This is a genomic window from Archangium violaceum (assembly GCF_016887565.1).
Classification (GTDB): Bacteria; Myxococcota; Myxococcia; order Myxococcales; family Myxococcaceae; genus Archangium; species Archangium violaceum_B.
The window spans coordinates 3,979,630-3,996,246 of the sequence record NZ_CP069396.1 but is presented as its reverse complement, the minus strand read 5'-3'; the positions used below and the strand labels follow the sequence as shown (position 1 = coordinate 3,996,246).

The 16,617-nt window shown below is 69.6% G+C and carries 12 protein-coding genes; 3 read left to right on the top strand and 9 right to left on the bottom strand.

Going from position 1 to position 16,617, the window contains the following annotated elements:
• Nucleotides 1–134 precede the first annotated feature (134 nt).
• From JRI60_RS16510 to JRI60_RS16490, 5 genes are all read right to left on the bottom strand, one after another.
• Entirely contained in the window at nucleotides 135–1,859 is a 1,725-nt protein-coding gene (locus tag JRI60_RS16510) for a bifunctional metallophosphatase/5'-nucleotidase (protein ID WP_204226825.1), read from the bottom strand.
• A gap of 54 nt (nucleotides 1,860–1,913) precedes the next feature.
• Nucleotides 1,914–3,680 (bottom strand): hypothetical protein, encoded by a 1,767-nt coding sequence (locus JRI60_RS16505; protein ID WP_204226824.1) that lies wholly within the window; start codon nucleotides 3,678–3,680, stop codon nucleotides 1,914–1,916.
• 72 nt (nucleotides 3,681–3,752) lie between these two features.
• Nucleotides 3,753–5,711: a PhoX family protein gene (locus tag JRI60_RS16500; RefSeq protein ID WP_204226823.1), complete on the bottom strand. Its 1,959-nt coding sequence runs from the start codon at nucleotides 5,709–5,711 to the stop codon at nucleotides 3,753–3,755.
• A gap of 108 nt (nucleotides 5,712–5,819) precedes the next feature.
• Nucleotides 5,820–6,326 (bottom strand): DUF192 domain-containing protein, encoded by a 507-nt coding sequence (locus JRI60_RS16495; RefSeq protein ID WP_430384384.1) that lies wholly within the window; start codon nucleotides 6,324–6,326, stop codon nucleotides 5,820–5,822.
• Between the two features lie 29 nt (nucleotides 6,327–6,355).
• On the bottom strand, nucleotides 6,356–6,751 hold the full coding sequence (locus tag JRI60_RS16490) for a TIGR02266 family protein (protein WP_204226821.1): 396 nt from the start codon (nucleotides 6,749–6,751) through the stop codon (nucleotides 6,356–6,358).
• Nucleotides 6,752–6,776: 25 nt separating this feature from the next.
• Between JRI60_RS16490 and JRI60_RS16485 the strand changes: the two genes are divergently transcribed.
• Nucleotides 6,777–9,128 carry a hypothetical protein gene (locus JRI60_RS16485; protein ID WP_204226820.1) on the top strand — a complete coding sequence of 784 codons (2,352 nt, stop codon included), beginning with the start codon at nucleotides 6,777–6,779 and terminating at the stop codon, nucleotides 9,126–9,128.
• 61 nt (nucleotides 9,129–9,189) lie between these two features.
• A complete protein-coding gene (locus JRI60_RS16480; protein ID WP_204226819.1) occupies nucleotides 9,190–9,657 on the top strand; it encodes a nuclear transport factor 2 family protein in 468 nt (155 codons plus the stop codon).
• A gap of 24 nt (nucleotides 9,658–9,681) precedes the next feature.
• Here the strand turns inward: JRI60_RS16480 and JRI60_RS16475 are convergent, their stop codons facing one another.
• Nucleotides 9,682–10,653, bottom strand: coding sequence for a homoserine kinase (locus JRI60_RS16475; RefSeq protein WP_204226818.1), 972 nt, complete (start codon nucleotides 10,651–10,653; stop codon nucleotides 9,682–9,684).
• Between the two features lie 147 nt (nucleotides 10,654–10,800).
• Here JRI60_RS16475 and JRI60_RS16470 point away from each other — a divergent pair, with 147 nt between their 5' ends.
• Complete coding sequence (locus tag JRI60_RS16470) at nucleotides 10,801–12,396, top strand: tetratricopeptide repeat protein (RefSeq protein ID WP_204226817.1); 1,596 nt, start codon at nucleotides 10,801–10,803, stop codon at nucleotides 12,394–12,396.
• Nucleotides 12,397–12,400: 4 nt separating this feature from the next.
• Here JRI60_RS16470 and JRI60_RS16465 read toward each other — a convergent pair whose 3' ends face one another.
• The 3 genes from JRI60_RS16465 to JRI60_RS16455 are packed head-to-tail and all read right to left on the bottom strand — an operon-like array spanning nucleotide 12,401 to nucleotide 16,310.
• Nucleotides 12,401–12,892: a hypothetical protein gene (locus JRI60_RS16465; protein ID WP_343213410.1), complete on the bottom strand. Its 492-nt coding sequence runs from the start codon at nucleotides 12,890–12,892 to the stop codon at nucleotides 12,401–12,403.
• Nucleotides 12,893–12,908: 16 nt separating this feature from the next.
• Nucleotides 12,909–14,246, bottom strand: coding sequence for a cyclic nucleotide-binding domain-containing protein (locus tag JRI60_RS16460; RefSeq protein ID WP_204226815.1), 1,338 nt, complete (start codon nucleotides 14,244–14,246; stop codon nucleotides 12,909–12,911).
• 42 nt (nucleotides 14,247–14,288) lie between these two features.
• On the bottom strand, nucleotides 14,289–16,310 hold the full coding sequence (locus JRI60_RS16455; protein WP_204226814.1) for an FHA domain-containing protein: 2,022 nt from the start codon (nucleotides 16,308–16,310) through the stop codon (nucleotides 14,289–14,291).
• Between the last annotated feature and the right edge of the window lie 307 nt (nucleotides 16,311–16,617).

Genomic DNA, 16,617 nt, shown 5'->3' with positions numbered 1-16,617 from the left:
CCGTTCAGTGTCCACGCACCGGGAATCGTCCACGCCCCCAGCCCTCCGAGTCAATCCGGGACCACGCGCCGAGGCGTGGTCCCGACCGGAATCCACCTCTCCCCCGGCCCGGGGCTCGGGGGAGAGGCGTGGCTTCACGGGAGCAGCGTGATGCGGCCCAGCGCCGGCGGGGACACCGGGCTGCTGGTGCGCAGGTAGGCGTCGAGCGCGTCGACGTCGATCGGCCCCGTGAGAGGATCCTTCCCCTCGGTCAGCACCGCGTAGCCGTCACCACCGGAGGCCATGAAGTTGTTCACCGTGACGCGGTAGCTCGCCGCCGGGTCGATGGTCACGCCATTGAAGGTGATGGACGCCGGGTCCACCTTGCTCCCCCGCGGCGCCGAGGCCGACCAGGAGAAGGAGAAGCCCCGCGACACCTGGAGGACGGAGGTGCCGCTCGGCTGGAACTGCTGCTCCAGCAGCGTGTCGATCTGCGCGCCGGTGATCGTCAGCGTCACCAGGTTGTTGGCGAAGGGCTGCACCGAGAAGACCTCACCGAAGGTGATGTCACCGGCGTTGATGTCCGCGCGCACGCCGCCCGGGTTCTGGAAGGCGATGACGGCCCCGCCCGTCTGCGGGTCGCGCGTGGCCGCGAGCATCGCGTCCGCGACGAGGTTGCCGAGCGTGGACTCGCCCGAGGAGCCCGCGGGAATCGGCCGCACGGGGGCCTTCAGCTCACCGGTGGTGTTGCCGATGATCCTGTCCCGCTGGGGCGCGGCCTTGCTGACGATCTCCTTGACGAACCCGTCCACGGTGGGCTGCACGGTGTCGCGCGTGACGATGACGTTGCGCGCGGTCGTCTCCACCACGTCACGGGAGACGGGATCCAACACCAGGTCGATGTCGGTGATGAGCCGGCCATAGCTGGCCGCGCTGGTGACGCGCTTGCCGTCGATGACGCAGTTGTACGCCTGATGCGTGTGGCCCGAGGCAACCACGTCCACCTCGTCATCGAGCCGCTCGACGATGTCCTTGATGGGGCCGGAGATGCCGTTGCAATCGTCATAACGCCCCGGCTGCACGCCACCCTCGTGGATGATCACCACGATGGCCTCCACGCCCTGCTGCTTCAGCTCGGGGATGAGCGCATTGACCGTGTCCGCCTCGTCCTGGAAGGTGAGCCCCTTCACACCCGACGGGCTGACGATGAGCGGCGTCCCCTCCAGCGTCATGCCGATGAAGGCGACCTTCACGCCCTGGAACTCGCGGATGTCGTAGGCCGGCAGGAGCGTCTTCCGGGCGGCCACGTCGGTGAACACGTTGGCCGAGAGGAACTTGAACTTCGCGCCCGTGAAGGACGTGCTCGCCAGGCACCCGTCCACCGGGTGGCAGCCGCCATTCTGCATGCGCAGCAGCTCGGTGGCGCCCTCGTCGAACTCGTGGTTGCCCACGGAGTTGAGGTCCAACCCCATCATGTTCATCACTTCGATGGTGGGCTCGTCGTGGAAGATGCCGGAGACCAGCGGCGAGGCGCCAATCAGGTCACCCGCCGAAACGACCACCGTGTACTCCGGGTTCTCCGCCCTCAGCTGCTGGAGGTGGTGGGCGAGGAAGGCCGCGCCGCCGGCGTTCACGTCGACGGTGCCACCATCACTGCCGGTCGTCGCGATGCGACCGTTGCTGCCAGTGGGGGCCTCCAGGTTGCCGTGGAAGTCGTTGAAGGCCAGGATCTGGACGCGGATCGGCGGGGGCTCCGGAGTCGGCTCGGGATCGCAGCCGGGATACGCGATGAGCAGGGAGCCAAAGGCGAGCGCTCCAAGGAACTTGAAGGCGCGGGAACGTCCCCGCGCACTCGAAGAGGCAGAGTGGGAATGGGTCATGGACGCGCAGTGGCATACTTGAAAACGCGTCCGCGTGAAACCACCCCGCCCATCTCAGCGCGAAGCGGTCTTCCTCGGGCCCACCCAACCGGGAAGAACGGGCTCGACGATTCCCGTCGCCCCATCCTGCTCCAGGCGGGCCTTCACCTTCGGCGGCGACCCGACCACCACGTCCCGCCCGCGCTCGAAGCGCTGGGCCTTCACCAGCGCCAGCGTGGCCCGGTCTAGCTGGAGCGCCCGGCCCGGTGACGGGACGAGCAGCACCGAGATGTCCTTCGTCAGCGCCTTCACCGCGTCGGGTCTGAGCGTCCCGTCCGGCTGGAAGAAGCGCGCCTGGACCTCGTCGTTGCTCCGGTAGTCGTCCCCTCCCCCCACCTGCTCGAGCCAGTGGGCGTACTCGCCCTGTCCATCCGCGCGCTTCGGCTCCGGGATGCCCTTCAGCCCCCGCTGCTCCCAGTGGTACCAGCCCTCCTGGAAGGCCGAGCGCGGATCGAGCTTGCGCGCGAAGCTGAAGGTGCTGTCCGTGGTCGCGCCCACGCCGCCATGGCACCCGATACAGGCCGTGGTCTCCTCGACGTTCTGGGGGCGCAGCGCTCCACCCGCGTCCTCGATGAAGCCCTGCATCAACCAGCCGGAGCCCGTGCCCACCCCGCGCTCCGCGTCCGCGAGCACCGTCTTCAGCTTGTCGGGGTGCTTCATCCTCTCCCGGACCTCCGCCTCGGCCGTCAGCTGGAGGTCGCTGTACGTCAGCCAGCGGGTCTTGCGCATGTAGCGCAGCTCCTTCATCCGCGCGGCCATGCGGACCTGCTCTCCCTCCACGTCGAGGTAGCGCAAGCTGTGCAGGAACTCGGTGCCTCGCGGGTAGAGGCCGGCGGCGGGCCAGCCCTCCCGCGCACGATCCAACCCGGCCGCCTGGCCCACGTAGCCGAAGGGACGCTCGGGCTTGGGCGGCCACACGAAGGCCACGCGCCTCGCCGTCCCCAACACCCCGTCTCCATCGAGATCCGAACCGAGCTCGCGCTCGTCCGTGGGAGGCAGTGGCACATCCACCCGGCGGATGAATGCCTCCAGGATGGCGAGATTGATGCGGTAGACGGTCTTGCTCTCGCGCCCGGCCCGATCCTTCCGGAACGCCTCGGGAAGGCGGATGAACACGTCTCCCGCGCTCCCGTTGGTCGGCCAGAACATGCCCGGGAACGGGGCATAGGCGAACGAACGCCAGCCCGTCATGGCCCCATCCGGGGAATGATCGAAGCCCTCCGCGTCTGGCTGGAACCAGCAGTCCGGGGTGTAGCCCTCCCACTGGCCATTCCCGTTCGCGTCCCAGGCGGCGGGCGGATGCGCCAGGGCCGCGGCGAGCCGGAGCCCTCCGCGCTCATCCACGTAATTGCTCGACCGCACCCAGGCCAGCAGCTCGGCGTCCGGCATCTCGACGGGCGGCGGCGGCTGGAGCACGTTCGTCCAGCGATTCTCCTCGGCGGAGCGAGCCACCGAGAGGACCGTCTGGACGGTGTCGTCCTCGATGAAGTTGGGCGGGCGCGGCGTCTGGTGACACGCGAAGCAGCCGTTATGAGTCCGTCCGCCCGGGGTGTCCTGGGTGGCCGCGTAGCACTGCGCCGGCAGGTAGGCCGCCGGATTCGAGAGCTGGGGGCGCACCCTCGCGTTCTCCGGCATGGCGGTCTCGAGTGCCGCCCGTACCTGGTCGACCGGCGCGGGCGCGGGTGTCGGAGGACGCGCACCGCCCGAACGCCACACCACGGCCGCTCCAGCCACGAACAACCCCGCTGCCAGCACCACCCCTGTCGCCTTCCGGCGGCCCATGTCCTGCTCCCAAGAAGATGAAAACCGAGGGACCTTCCCGAGACTCCTCCCGGAAAGGCCCCTCGGGGCTGCTCAGTTCATCGCCGGGAACGGGCCGATGTAACCGGTGTACGACTGACTCAGGCGCCGCGCCTCGGCCGGATCCGCCCCCAGCTTCTCGACATCGGACTCGCCGTAGGGGTGCTGCACCTGCGCCTTGATGTACGCGAAGCCGTTGATGTCCGGGTAGAAGTAGACGCCCGTCGTCTCCGAACCATAGGGAGCGGAGAAGATACGGGTCAGCTCACGCGTGACGATGTTGTAGGACCAGACCATGTCGTTCTGGTGGCCATCGACGGTGTCCTCGCCGATGAGCAGCGTGTTGTACCCGTTGATGAAGGACAGGTTGTCGGGATTGGCGATGCCGTTCACGCTGCACACGTTCGCGATCCCCGGTTGGGAGACGCCGCTGCTGTTCACGGACGTGAAGGTGGGATCGTAGTAGGGGCTGTTGCTCGGGTAGAGGCTGGCGCCAGGAGCCTTCAGCCACACGCCCTCGACCAGCGGCGAAGCGGATTCGACCACGTAGTCACTGCCGATGTCCGCGTTGCGCGACACCACCATCTCGTAGACCGCGCCACAGTCGTTGCGGGCGACCTGGACGTGATTGGGCCCGCCGAGATCCCTGTTCGTCGGGTCGCTGATCATCCCGTTGTTCAGCTCGCTGAAGGACACGTAGAGCCGGTGGGCGGCCACGTTGTACGTGATCCCCTCGGTCTTGCGGAACTCGGTGGTGGCGCCGACGTAGGCCGCGTAACGGCGGCTCTCCAGGCGGGAGGCCGCCAGCTCCTGACCGGGCTTCAGCCGCAGGCACTCGCGGCCGGTCTCGGTGTTGATGGCGCGGAACCCGGAGGCCGCGCTCGGGCAGGTGCCATCGGCGCTCTGGTCCTCGACCTCGAAGATGTCGGAGAACTTGATGCCACCGTCGATCAGCGCCTTCACCTCCGCGTTCGTCGCGCTGGGGCCCAGCGGAATCCAGTAGATGTCCGCCCGGCCCGAGGGCTGGCCCGAAGCGGTGGTCTGGAACCACCGCGCCGCGTAGAGCTGGCCCTCGGACAGGTCCCCCTCCCGCTTCGCCACGAACATGTAGAAGCCGTCGTTGGTGCCGTCATCGCTCAGGTAGGTGGTCCTGCGATCCGGCATCACATAGGCGAGCTCGAGCGCGCGCCGGCCCGCCGCGTAGTGCTTCTTGACGGTGGTGGTGCCCGAGCCGTCCACCGCGACCTCGACCACGAAGCCATAGCGGTACGGCGAATAGACGGCCTTCGCCTCCTCGATGGTGGCCGTGGTCGGATCGAGCCCCCAGTAGCGAAGCATCGACCGATCCGCCGAGGGGAGCGCGCTCACCGTGCTCGCCTTCTCGAAGGCGCGAGCATCCGACGGGTACTCCTCGCTGCTCAGGTTCGTGTTCCACGGAGACACGCTGCCCGCGCAGGGAATCCAGTAGCCCTCCACTCCGGAGAAGTCGATCGGCCGGGAGCTGATGACCGTGAGCTTGCCGTTCGGATCCTGACGCAGCTCGGAGAGGTACATCGACGCGGGCGTGGTCTCGAACTGGGTGAGCTCGAAGATCTTGTTGCCCGTCTGGATGAGCGCCGAGAAATCATTGGACGGAGAGATGAAGTCCGAGCCGTCCGTGTTCTTCACCGGCTTGCCGTCCTTCTGGATCATCCGCCCGAAGACGTGCTCGCCCACGGTCTGACCGGAGCGCAGCACGGTCTCGTACTGGATGGAGACGTCCTTGCCATTCACGTTCGCCTTGGAGCTGGCGTAGACGGCCCGCTTCTCCGCGTCCGTGCGCGCGGCATTGACCGGCGTGAAGCTGAGCGACTTGACATTGCCGACCGGACCGGGAGCTCCCGGCTCGCCGGTGTCCCCCTTGGGTCCCGCCGCTCCTGTCTCCCCTGTACACGAGGAGAGCGCGAGCGCGGTCAGGGACGCCAGCACCAGACGCCCCATCCGGCGCTCCCACCACGAATAACCCGATTGCATCGTGACCTCACGATTGGAAGTGATGGCGACGGATGCTACCGGTGCCGGGTGGGTTCCAGGCAAGGAGCGCGTGACACAATCGGCACAATTGCTCCCCCTGGCGCTCGCTCAGGGCACGACCTGGATGGACTCCAACCCTTGAAGTTCCACGGAGCTCCCACGCGTGATGCCCACCTTCTGGCACCAACCGCCGGGCACCTCCAGCACGTAGCGCCCCGGCACCCCCACCGTGCGCGGAGTGAGCGTGCGCGGCTCGGCGTTCTCGATGATGCCCACGATGCGCCCCGCCGCGTTGATGAAGAGCATGTCCAACGGGATGAGCGTGTTGCGCATCCAGAAGCTCTGCACCTCGTCGCGAGGGAAGACGAAGAGCATGCCCTTGCCCGCCGCCAGCTCCTTGCGCCACATCAGCCCGCGCGTGCGCGTGTCGGACGTGGCGGCCACCTCCACGTCCACCCGGTGCACGCCTCCGTAGGCATCCTTGAGCAGCACCCTCGCTCGCGGCAGCGTGGGCCCCACGTAATCCTCCGCGCTCACGTCCGTCACCACCCTCCCCGCCGGCGCGGGCGGTCTGCCCTTGGCCTCGGGAGCCTCGCAGGCCGCCAGCAGCAGCACCGCACAGAGTCCCCTCAGCCCCCGGCCCCTCATCCCAGGTGCAGCTGCTTGTTCAGCAGCTTCTCCGTGAGCTGCGTCCCCAGGCTGTCCGCCATCAGCCGCTCCACCACACCTTCGAACTCGCCGCGCTGGCGCTCGTCGTTGTAGATGAAGCGGATGCCCATGCCGGGCTCCTCGGCATCGCCCTTGGACCAGACCACCTCGCCGAGCAGTTCGAAGGGCGCCTCGCGCTGGGGCACCGTCAGCTTGAACAGGAAGCGCGTTCCGATGGGCAGCGGCTTCTTCGTCTTGATGAAGGTCCCACCCTTCGAGATGTTCTTCGTGTAATCGGCGAAGAACGAGTTGAGCTTCTTGTAGTCCACCTTCAGCTCGATGGGCGCACGAGCATGTTGGCGGTGTTCAGAGCCTGTCTTCTGTTCGGCCATACAGTGCGGAGTATAGGAGAAGGCCATGCGGCAAGTCCTCTTCCGTGCCACAGACCTCGTCCGGCGCCCCCCGGTGCTGGTGCTCGCCGGGGCCCTCGCGGTCGGCGGCTCGGCCCTCGTGCTGCTTCCCCTCTATGGCGTCCCCGGCTTCGAGCTGGGCCTCACCCTCTCCATCGCCATCGGCCTGCTCGGGGGAGGAACGGGCATCGCCGCGGTGCATCAGGAGCGCCGCCTGCTCGCCGGCCAGGCTGCCGCCGGGGCTTCCACGGACACCCCGGGGACATGGGTGTGGCGGGCACTCGCCCCCGCCCTGCTCATCAACCTGGCCGTCCTCGTCCCCCCCTTCCTCGCCGCCACCCTGTACGCGCTGATTGGAACCCGGTGCGACCCCTTCGCCCTGGTGGGTTTCTACCCCCTGCTCACCCTCCCCTCGGCGGTGCTGGCCTCGGCGGTGGGCGTCTTCTGCGGCTTCGCCACCCGCCGCTGGGGCCGGGCCGTCCTGCTCTACGTGGGGCTCGTCCTCCTCTCGGGGGTGGGCACCGGCTGGCCCATCGTCTTCGGGCCCCAGGTCTACGCCTTCAACCATTTCCTGGGCCACCTGCCCGGCCCCCTCTATGACGAGTCGCTCTCCGTCTCCTCCGGCCTCCTCTGGTTCCGGCTGGAGACGCTGCTGCTCGCCCTCGCCGTCTGGGCGCTCACCGCGCTCTGCCTGGACGTCTCCGAGGCCCGGTTGCGCCGCCCGAGCCTCCGCGCCGGTGCGCTCGCCGTGCTGGGCCTGACCCTCGTCCCCGTCCTCCTCATCGAGGCGCACGGGACCGACCTGGGTCTGCGCATGACGGACTCGGCCCTCATGGCGCGGCTCGGTGGGATGCGTGAAACGGAGCACTTCCAGCTCATCCATCCCCGCGGCGAGCCCCGCGAGGAGGTGGACCGGATGGTGAGGGATCTCGAGTTCCGCTACGCCCAGCTCTCGCGCTTCCTCGGTGGGGCGCCCGAGGGCCGCATCCGCGTGTGGCTGTACCGCTCGGACGAGGAGAAGCAGGCACTGGTGGGCGCCGGCCGCACCCAGTTCGCCAAGCCCTGGCGCCTGGAGCTGCACATCAACGGGGGGCACGACTTCCCCCACTCCACCCTCAAGCACGAAATGGCGCACGTGATGGCGGCCCCCGCGGGCAGCGCCCCCTTCCGCGTCACCACCCGGCTGGGCGTGTGGCCCCTCATGGGCGTCATCGAGGGCCTGGCGGTGGCCGCGGACAACCCCGTCCAGGGAGACCTCACCCTGCACGAGTGGGCCGCGGGCATGCGCCGGCAGAAGCTGGCCCCGGACATCCGCAAGCTGGTGGGCCCCGAGGGCTTCTACCAGTCGGCCCCCGCCCGCGCGTACACCCTCGTCGGCTCCTTCCTGCGCCACCTCGCCGACACCTACGGCCCGGAGAAGCTGCGCGCCCTCTACGCCCATGGCGACTTCGAGGGCGCCTACGGCCGCCCGCTGGACGCGCTCGCCACCGAGTGGGAGCAATACGTCGACGCGCTGCCACTGGACGAGGCCACGGTGAGCCGCGCCTTCCTGCGCTTCCGCACCGGCAGCCTCTTCTCCCGCGCGTGCGCCCGCGAGGTGGCCCTCCTCCAGGAGGAGGCCCGCGACTACCTCGCGAGCGATCCGCAGCAGGCGCTCGAGCTGTACCAGCGCGCCGCCCGCCTCCAACCGCAGGAGCCCTCCTTCCTGCTGGGCCAGGCCACCGCGCTGGAGCGGCTGGAGCGTCCGGACGACGCCGACCAGGTCCTGGCCGCGCTGTTCGAGCAGGTGAAGGGCCAGCCCTCCCTGGAGGCGGAGGTGGCCCTGGCCCGGTCGGACGTGGCCTCGCGACGGGGGAACAAGGAGCAGGCGCGGGCCTTCCTCGGCCAGGTCCTCACACTGACCCCCGGCCCCGAGGTGACACGCACCGCCCAGGTGAAGCTCGCCGCGCTCGAGTCCGACGTCCGCGCCGGCCCCATCCAGGCCTACTTCCGGGAGAGGAGCGAGGAGCTGCGCCTGCTGAGGCTCGCCAACGGCCTGGAGGCGGCGCCGAAGGACCCCTACCTCCACTACCTGCTCGGCCGGCGCCTGCTCCAGGTGGACGCCCCCGCCCTGGCCCTGACGCACCTGTCCCGGGCCCTGGAGGGGGAGCTGCCCGAGGCCATCCGCCGCGAGGCCCTCCGCCTCCGGGTGCAGGCGGCCTACCTGGCGGGGGACTGCGGGGCGGTGAGACACGAAGTGGGGGCACTCCCCGACTTCGGCCCCGGCTTCCGTGCCGTGGCCCAGGAATGGGCCGAGCGCTGCGACTTCGAGGACGGCCACTTCGGCGGCCCCCTGGTGCCCCGCGAGTCTTTCCGCTAGATGCGGCACGAGGAATGCAACTCTCCATGCGCGGTTGCCCCTTCACGGAGACTCCACGATCATGAACGTCCGTCTGCTCCCTGCCTGTGCCCTCCTGCTGCTCGTGGCCTGCGGCCCGCGCAACATCCCCGGCACGCAGATCCCCGACACCAGTGACTCCCGCGCCATCCTCGACGTGATGGAGCGCTACCGCTCCGCCATCGAGGCGCGCGATGCCAAGGCCATCCAACAGCTCGTCTCCAAGTCCTTCCGGGACAATGGCGGCACCGAGGATCCCCAGGATGACCTGACGTACGCCAACCTGCCCCAGGCGCTCCCCGCCCTCTTCGCCCAGCTCGAGTCGGCCCGGGTGGACCTCGACATCCGCTCGGTGAACGTGCGCAACGACGGGGCGGCCACCGTCATCTACTACTGGAACGTCAGCTGGCGCGCCTCCGGGCTGATCGAGAAGTCCCAGCGCGACTCCGAGCTGGAGCAGATGGTCTTCCAGAAGGAAGACGGCCAGTGGCGGATCGTCTCCGGCATCTGAGCCGGTGACACGGGCGGTGCGCGCTCACACGCCCGCGAGCGCGCGCAGGCCCTCGGACCCCAGGCGCACCAGGGTCCGGGCCCGGGCCAGGTAGGTGCGGAAGTCCTTCGGTGCCAATTTGTCAGGCGGCAGCCCGGACAGGTGGAAGTCGCGGATGCGGCTGGCGGTGTAGCGCACCGAACCGAAGAGCGCGTGCCCGAAGAGGTGCTCGCGCTCCACCGGCAGCAGCGCGCGCTCCACCTGGTAGCCGCGCAGCAGCGCCCGGCACAGCTCCGGCCGGTACGCCCCGTTGTCGAAGCACCACGCGTTGAGGGTGATGGCCACGTCCAGCACGTACGCGTCCCGGCACGCCATCTCGAAGTCGAAGAGCGCGCTCACCCGGTCCCCCAGCCACTTCACGTTGTCCATGAAGAGGTCCGCGTGGATGACACCGCGCGGCTCCAGCCCTCCGCGCTCCGACTCGGCCCGCGCCAGGTAGCCCTCCAGCTCGCCAGCGATGGAGGACAGCTCCGCGTCCGGGTTGCGCTTAAGCCCCTCCAGCCAGCCGCTCACCACCTCCGGGCCGTACGGGTTGGTGCGCGAGCCCCCGAAGGACAGGGTGATGCGGTGCAGCTTGCCCAGCTCCATTCCCAGCGACTCCAGGTGCTCGGTGGTGAGCTGCGCGCGCGTGAGCTCCTCGCCCACCAGCCACGCGAAGACGCACACCCGGCCTCCCTCCAGCTCCAGGAAGGGCGCGCCCTCGCGCGTGGAGACGAGCCGCGGCGCCGGGCAGTGGGACTCGTTGAGCAGCGAGAGCAGGTCCGCCTCGAAGCGTAGGTCGTCCGCCGAGCGCACCGTGGTGTGCCGCACGAAGTAGCGCCCCGAGGCCGTCACCAACCGGAAGTTGGAGTTGATGGAGCCCTGGGGAATGCCCGTGAACTCGTGCACGGTCCCCAACCCGTAGGCTTCCGAGAGCCGGGCGAAGGCCGCCGCATCCAGCGTGGTGTAGAGCGCCATGATGATGTTCTCCCGCGGCACACTCCGCCGCCCCGAGCCGGCCCCCCGCGTTGACACCCCGGGGCACCGTGCCTATCTACGGACGACCCCATCGTTTCACCCCTAAACAGCTGAAACCATTCCAATTTTCATTTTGGAGGCGCCTCCATGGCCGCGACCGACGGAAACCACGGCGGACAGAGGGACTGGCGGAGGCGGGAGAGTCTGCCCAGCGCGCTCCTCCAGGTGGGAGTGGTGGCCGTGCTGCTGGCGGGCGCGGTGGCGTACGTGGTGCACCGGGGCTCGGTGCGGCAGCAGGTGGACACGCGGATGAAGGCGGCGCGGACGCTGGTCCAGCGCGACAACCCGGCGGACCTGAGCAAGGCCCTGGCGGAGCTGGAGGCCCTCTTCCAATTGGACGGGGACGCGCGGGACGCCCAGGCGCTGGCGGCCGAGGTGAACACACGGCTGTGGCTGGAGCACCGCCAGCCCGAGGCGGAGGCCCGGGCCCGGGAGCACCTGGCGCGCGCGGAGGCGTTGGACTCGCGCTCGGGCGAGCGCTACGGCGCGCGGGCGATGCTGCTGGTGGCCGAGGGCAAGGCCACGGAGGCGGAGAAGTATCTGGAGGAATTGAAGACGCAGGGCGCCAAGAGCCCCAAGCTGGCGCTCGCCGAGGCCCAGACGCTGCTGGCGCGCGGGCGGCTGTCGGACGCGAGGCAGGCCTTCGCGCGGGCCAGTGAGACGGCGTGGCGGGAGCCGCGCTACTCCGTGGCCCATGGCGAGGCCCTGCTCGACGAGGGCATGTACGCCCAGGCCGCCGAGGCGCTGAAGAAGGCCACGTCGGCCAATCCGGACCACCTGCGCGCCCGGCTGTCGCTGGCGCTCGCGCGGCTGTACCAGGGCGGGGGACGGGACGAGGCGGCGAAGACGGTGTCCGACATGAAGGCCCGCGAGGCCGAGCTCACCCCGGCGCTGAAGGCCCGGGCAGGTGCGGTGCGAGCGGCGCTCGCGCTGGCCGAGGGGCGCACGGACGAGGCCCGGAAGGACGCGGAGGAGGCGCTCGCCACGTCACCGGACGAGCACCATGCCCTCTTCATCCGCGCGCGGGCGCTGGCGCTGAACAAGGATCCGGGGGCTCGCGCGGCCTTCCAGGAGGCGGTGGCGAAGCGGCGGACGGCCCCCCTGCTCTATCTGGACGGTGCGCCAGCGCTGCAACAGGCGGGGGATGGCGAGGGCGCGCTGGCGTTGCTGGATGGGTACGAGGCCGTCTTCCGCGACGTCCAGGTGCCGGCGCCCGAGGGCAAGACGGTGGCGGCGCTGGAGCGGGACGATCGCTACTGGCTGGCGCGAGGCCGGGTGCTGGAGGCACTGTCGCGCACGGACGACGCGATGACGGCGTATGACCGGGCCCTGGCGGTGAGGGGCGTGAGCATGGCGCGCGCGCAGTACGCGAAGGCGTCGCTGCTGATGGCGCGCAAGGACTATGACGCCGCCCGGCCGCTGCTGGTGGAGGTGGCGCCGGAGAACGGCATGGGCAGCATGCCCGAGGCCTACGAGGCGCTGGGAGACCTGCTCTTCGCCAAGGGCGAGTTCGCCAATGGCTGCCAGAGCTACTTCCTCGGGATGAGCCGCTCCCGGCTCCAGGGCATGCCCAGGGAGACGCTGAAGGAGAAGGTCTCGGACGTGGAGAAGCGCCTGGTGGACGCGGGCCAGTCCAGCATCGCCAAGGCCTGGAGGACCGAGGCCGAGGCGCTGCTCCAGTAGAGACTCAGAAGAGCTCGGTGGGACTCAGCGAGCGGTGCTTCGCCTGCACCACCCGCCACTCGCCGTCGTCCTGCTTCTCGAAGGTGCCCTCGATGAGGTAGGCGCTCAGCACACTGTCCTGGGCGAGCTGCTCGAGCTGCTCGGCCTCCGAGCGGCCGAAGATGATCTTCACCTGCACGTCACCGCGCGTGGGGTTCACCTCGGTGACATGCAGGTCGCGCACGAAGACCCGGACCCAGCTGCCCCGCAGCACCTGGCCCAGCAGCACGCCCTTGAGCTGCTGCTTGTTCCATCCCTCGCCCGAGCGGAAGCTGTCGGAGACGCCGTCCATCAGCTCGGCCATGTCCTTGCGCTCGGCGGCGGCCGTCATCTGCACCACCTTGCGCGTGATGGCGTCCTTCACCCCGGGCTCCGCCTGGGGCCACAAGGCCAGCACCGCCCCCGCGGCCAGCAGCGCCAGCACCAACCCCAGCACGTGCCCTCTCGACAGCGTCATCATCCGCTCCCAGGCCTCAGGCCGTCGTGCCTTCGCTCTCCATCAACAGCTCGTCCGCGTCGATGATCTCCGAGGGCCGCAGCGCCTCGCCAATCTGCTTCAGCCGGCGATCCGAGAGCTGCTCCAGGTACTTCTTGATGTGAGGGTACGTCTTCACCAGCTCGTTGAAGGAGGCGCGCTCGAGGAAGGCCGTCGCCGTCTTGCGCAGCGACACCACGGTGGCCGTGGCGCGCAGGCCGGTGAGGAGGGAGATCTCCCCCGCCACCTCGCCCTCTCGCAGCACGCCCAGACGCACGGTGCCGCCGGCGGGATCGTCCTTCTGCACCACCAGCTCGCCCGCGAGCACCAGGAAGAGGCCCGAGGAGTGCTCCCCCTCGATGAGCACCTTCTCCCCGGGTTGCAGCGAGCGGAACGCGAAGCGCTGCAGGAGCGCGTCACGCTCGGACTCGGGCATGGGCTGGAACAGCGGCGAGGTGGCCGTCAGGTTCCGCTCCATGCGCTTCTGCGCGAAGGTGGCCAGCACCTGCGGCACCGAGGGGAAGTTCTTGGCCACCGCGTTGAGGTGCTCGCGGCGCAGCTCGAACACCTCCATGTCGGACACGGCGGTGACGGTGGCCGTCGGCGGAGCGCCGGTGAGCAGCGACAGCTCACCGAAGATGGAGCCGCCTCCGAGGAAGCCCAGCGTCCGATCCTCGCCCTCCACCCGCCGCGTCACCTCCGCCTTGCCGGCGACGATGACGTTCAGCCCATCCAGGGTCCCGCCCTCGGTGCTCACCGCCTCCTCGGGCTTGACGGAGCGGTAGCCCATGCGGATGACCAGCTCGATGAAGGCATCGCGCTCCAGGTCCGCGAAGAGCGGCAGGGGCGGCCGGTCGTTCGGGTTGGCGGCTCCACCGGGGTCCGGCGCGGCGAGCACCTCGATGGCGCGGTCGCTCAGCTCCTCGCCGGACAGGGCCATCAGGTCCGTGTCCACCTTGCCGTCATAGAGCGTCTCCGGGGGCAGCGGCGGGGGCACCGAGGCGCGTTTGGCCACGTTGCGCGCCGCGCGGGCATGCAGGCGCACCAGCGTCTCGCGCAGCCGCTTCTCCTGGGGCGCCAGGGCCAGGCCCAGCTTGCACGCCGCCATGGCGGACAGCAGGTAGTCACGCCGCAGCAGACCCTCGGCACACGCGTGGTAGACCGTGACGGCCCGCTCGCGCTCTCCCAGCTCCACCAGACACCGCGCGGCCATCATCCGCGAGCGGTGATCCGCGGGAACCCGGCGCACCGCCTCGGCGAACACCGCGAGGGCCCGTTCGAACTGGCGGTCCTCCAGGAGGTCCAGCCCCAGTTCCCGCAAAGATGACTCGTTCATCCCACTCCTCCACGAACCTGTTGGGGGGCTGACCCTACCCCATCACGGCTGCTGTTCGAGCGCCTCGAGTTGCGTCTGCGCCTTGGTCTTCACCTCGGACCCCTCGGCCGCCAGTTGGAGGATCAACCGGAACTTCTGCGCCGAGCCCTCCGGATCCCTGTCCCGCTGGAAGTAGGCCTGCTTGAACAGGTCCTCCAGCTTGCCCTGGATGGCGGCCATCCCCTCCTGGGCCTTGGGGTCGTCCGGGCGCAAGCGCAGCGCCTCGCCGAAGAAGCTGGCGGCGTTGGCCAGGTCGTTGCGCGCGAGCGCCGCCTTGCCAGCGACGACCGACGAGCCAGCGAGCTGGCCATTGATGATATCGCCGAAGGGGCCCTTGAGGCCGATCTGCCGGTACAGCTCCGCCGACGAGCGCAGCGGACGCGCCGCGGACTCCAGCGCGTTCTGCTGCACCTTGCGCTGGGCGTCCTGGTAGACGCGCGCGAACTGGGGGATGAGCTTCTTGAGCAGCTTGGCCCGCTCGCGGATCTCCTTGTCACCGGGGTTGGCGTCGATGACCCGGTCGCACTCGAGCACCGCGCGGGGGAAGTCGCTCGCGTTGAAGCGCGTCTCCACCACGCCGAAGGCGGCGGCGATGAAGGCCTCGCGCTGCTCCTTGGCCCGCCGGGCGGCGGCGGCCCTGGCCGCCTTGTCCCTGGCCAGCGAGTCGGCGGCCTCCTGGGCGAGCAGCTTCTCCAGCTCGGCCAGCTTCCCGAGGTAGAGCGGCTGCTGCTCCATGGGCAACCGCTGGATGAGCGCCCGGGCCCCCTCCACGTCGCGGGCCTCCAGCGCCGCCTCCACCTGCTTCACCAGGTACTCGAGCTCGCGCGTCTCCAGCTCGGCCTCGAGCTTCTCGCGCATCTCCTCCGTGAGCTGCGCGGTGCCGTGCGGCGTCTGCTCCAGCAGCTCACGTGCCTCGTCGAACTTGTTCTCGTCCATCAGCGCGCGCACCTGGGCGAAGGCACGCACGATGGCCAGCTCCGCGCGTGCCACCGGGAGGAAGCCCTCCGCGTCGATGCCCGGGAAGAGGGACTCGGCCTCCTCGGCCAGCTTCACCGCCTCCTCGTAGTTGCCAGCGCGGAAGGCCTTGCGCGCGTCATCCATCAGCGACCGGGCCTGCACCTCCTTCGGGTTGGGAGGCGGCGGGGGCGGCGGGCCCCGCTTGAGGAAGAGGACACCGCCCCCGAGGAGGGCGATGAGGAGCACCAGCGCTCCCGCCACCATGAGCCCCATGCGGCGTTTGGGTGCATTGCGGCGCGGGATGTCATGGACGGAGCGGACCTGTGTCTTCTTGTTCTCCTCGCCGTTGCCCTGGGGCTCGCCACCCTCGGCCGCCGCGCCCGCGGCTGCCGCACCCTCGGCCGATGCGCCCTCGGCGGCCTTCTTCGCGGCCTCCTCCTTCTGGCGGGCCTTGAGCTCGGCGGCCTCCTTCTTCTTGCGCGCCTCCTCCTCCTCGGCGGCGCGCATCCGCTTGATGAGCTCCTGCTGGTCGATGAGGCGGATCTTCGTCCGGCCCAGGCTGATGACGTCCTCGTGGACCAGCTTGCGCTCGTCCACGCGCTCGTCGTTCACCTTGGTGCCGTTGCCACTGCCCAGGTCGCGCAGCAGCACGCCGCTCTCACCGCCGAACACCAGCTCCACGTGGCGGCGCGACACGGACTGATCGGTGAGCGTGAGCTCGCAGTCCTGCCCGCGCCCGATGACCATGCGCACGCTCTTGAAGCGCTTGCGCTGGCCGCGATCCGGGCCCTCGATGATCTCCAACTTCAGGGGCGGGCCGGCGCGCGTGGCGTCCGGGTTGTCGTCCTCCTCGTCCAGGGAGGGCATCGATTCCTCGGCGGTGCTCGGATCGTCGTAGGAACCCTCGTCGCCCTCGTCACTCTCCTCCTCGGCGGCGTACTCCTCCTCCTCGCGGGGAGCGCCGCGGCGGACCGCGCTGGCGGCCTTGATACGGGTGTTCTGCTGATCCGAACCGGACTCCTCGGACGGCTCAGCGGGCTTGCGGGACGGGCGGCGGGAAGGGGCCATGCGGCCCGGCATCTTAGAGCGCCAGTTCCACCAGGGAAACGTGCATGGGGTGACAGAAGCGCGTCCAAGCCCCCGGAAGCAGGCGGCTTCCCAGCGGACTTCCAGTCGACCGGAAGCAAGAACACCCAATATGTAAGATAAATCACACTTCACTTCCAGTTGACTGGAAGTGGCCCTGGGAAGACCTGAATCCCGTCCACCCGGTAGCCAACGAAGCACACCTCGATGCGACACCATGCCGCAGAGGAGGACGGCGCGCCCCCTGCTATCGCTGGCGGCACTTCCCGAGTTGGAGACATCCAGCACG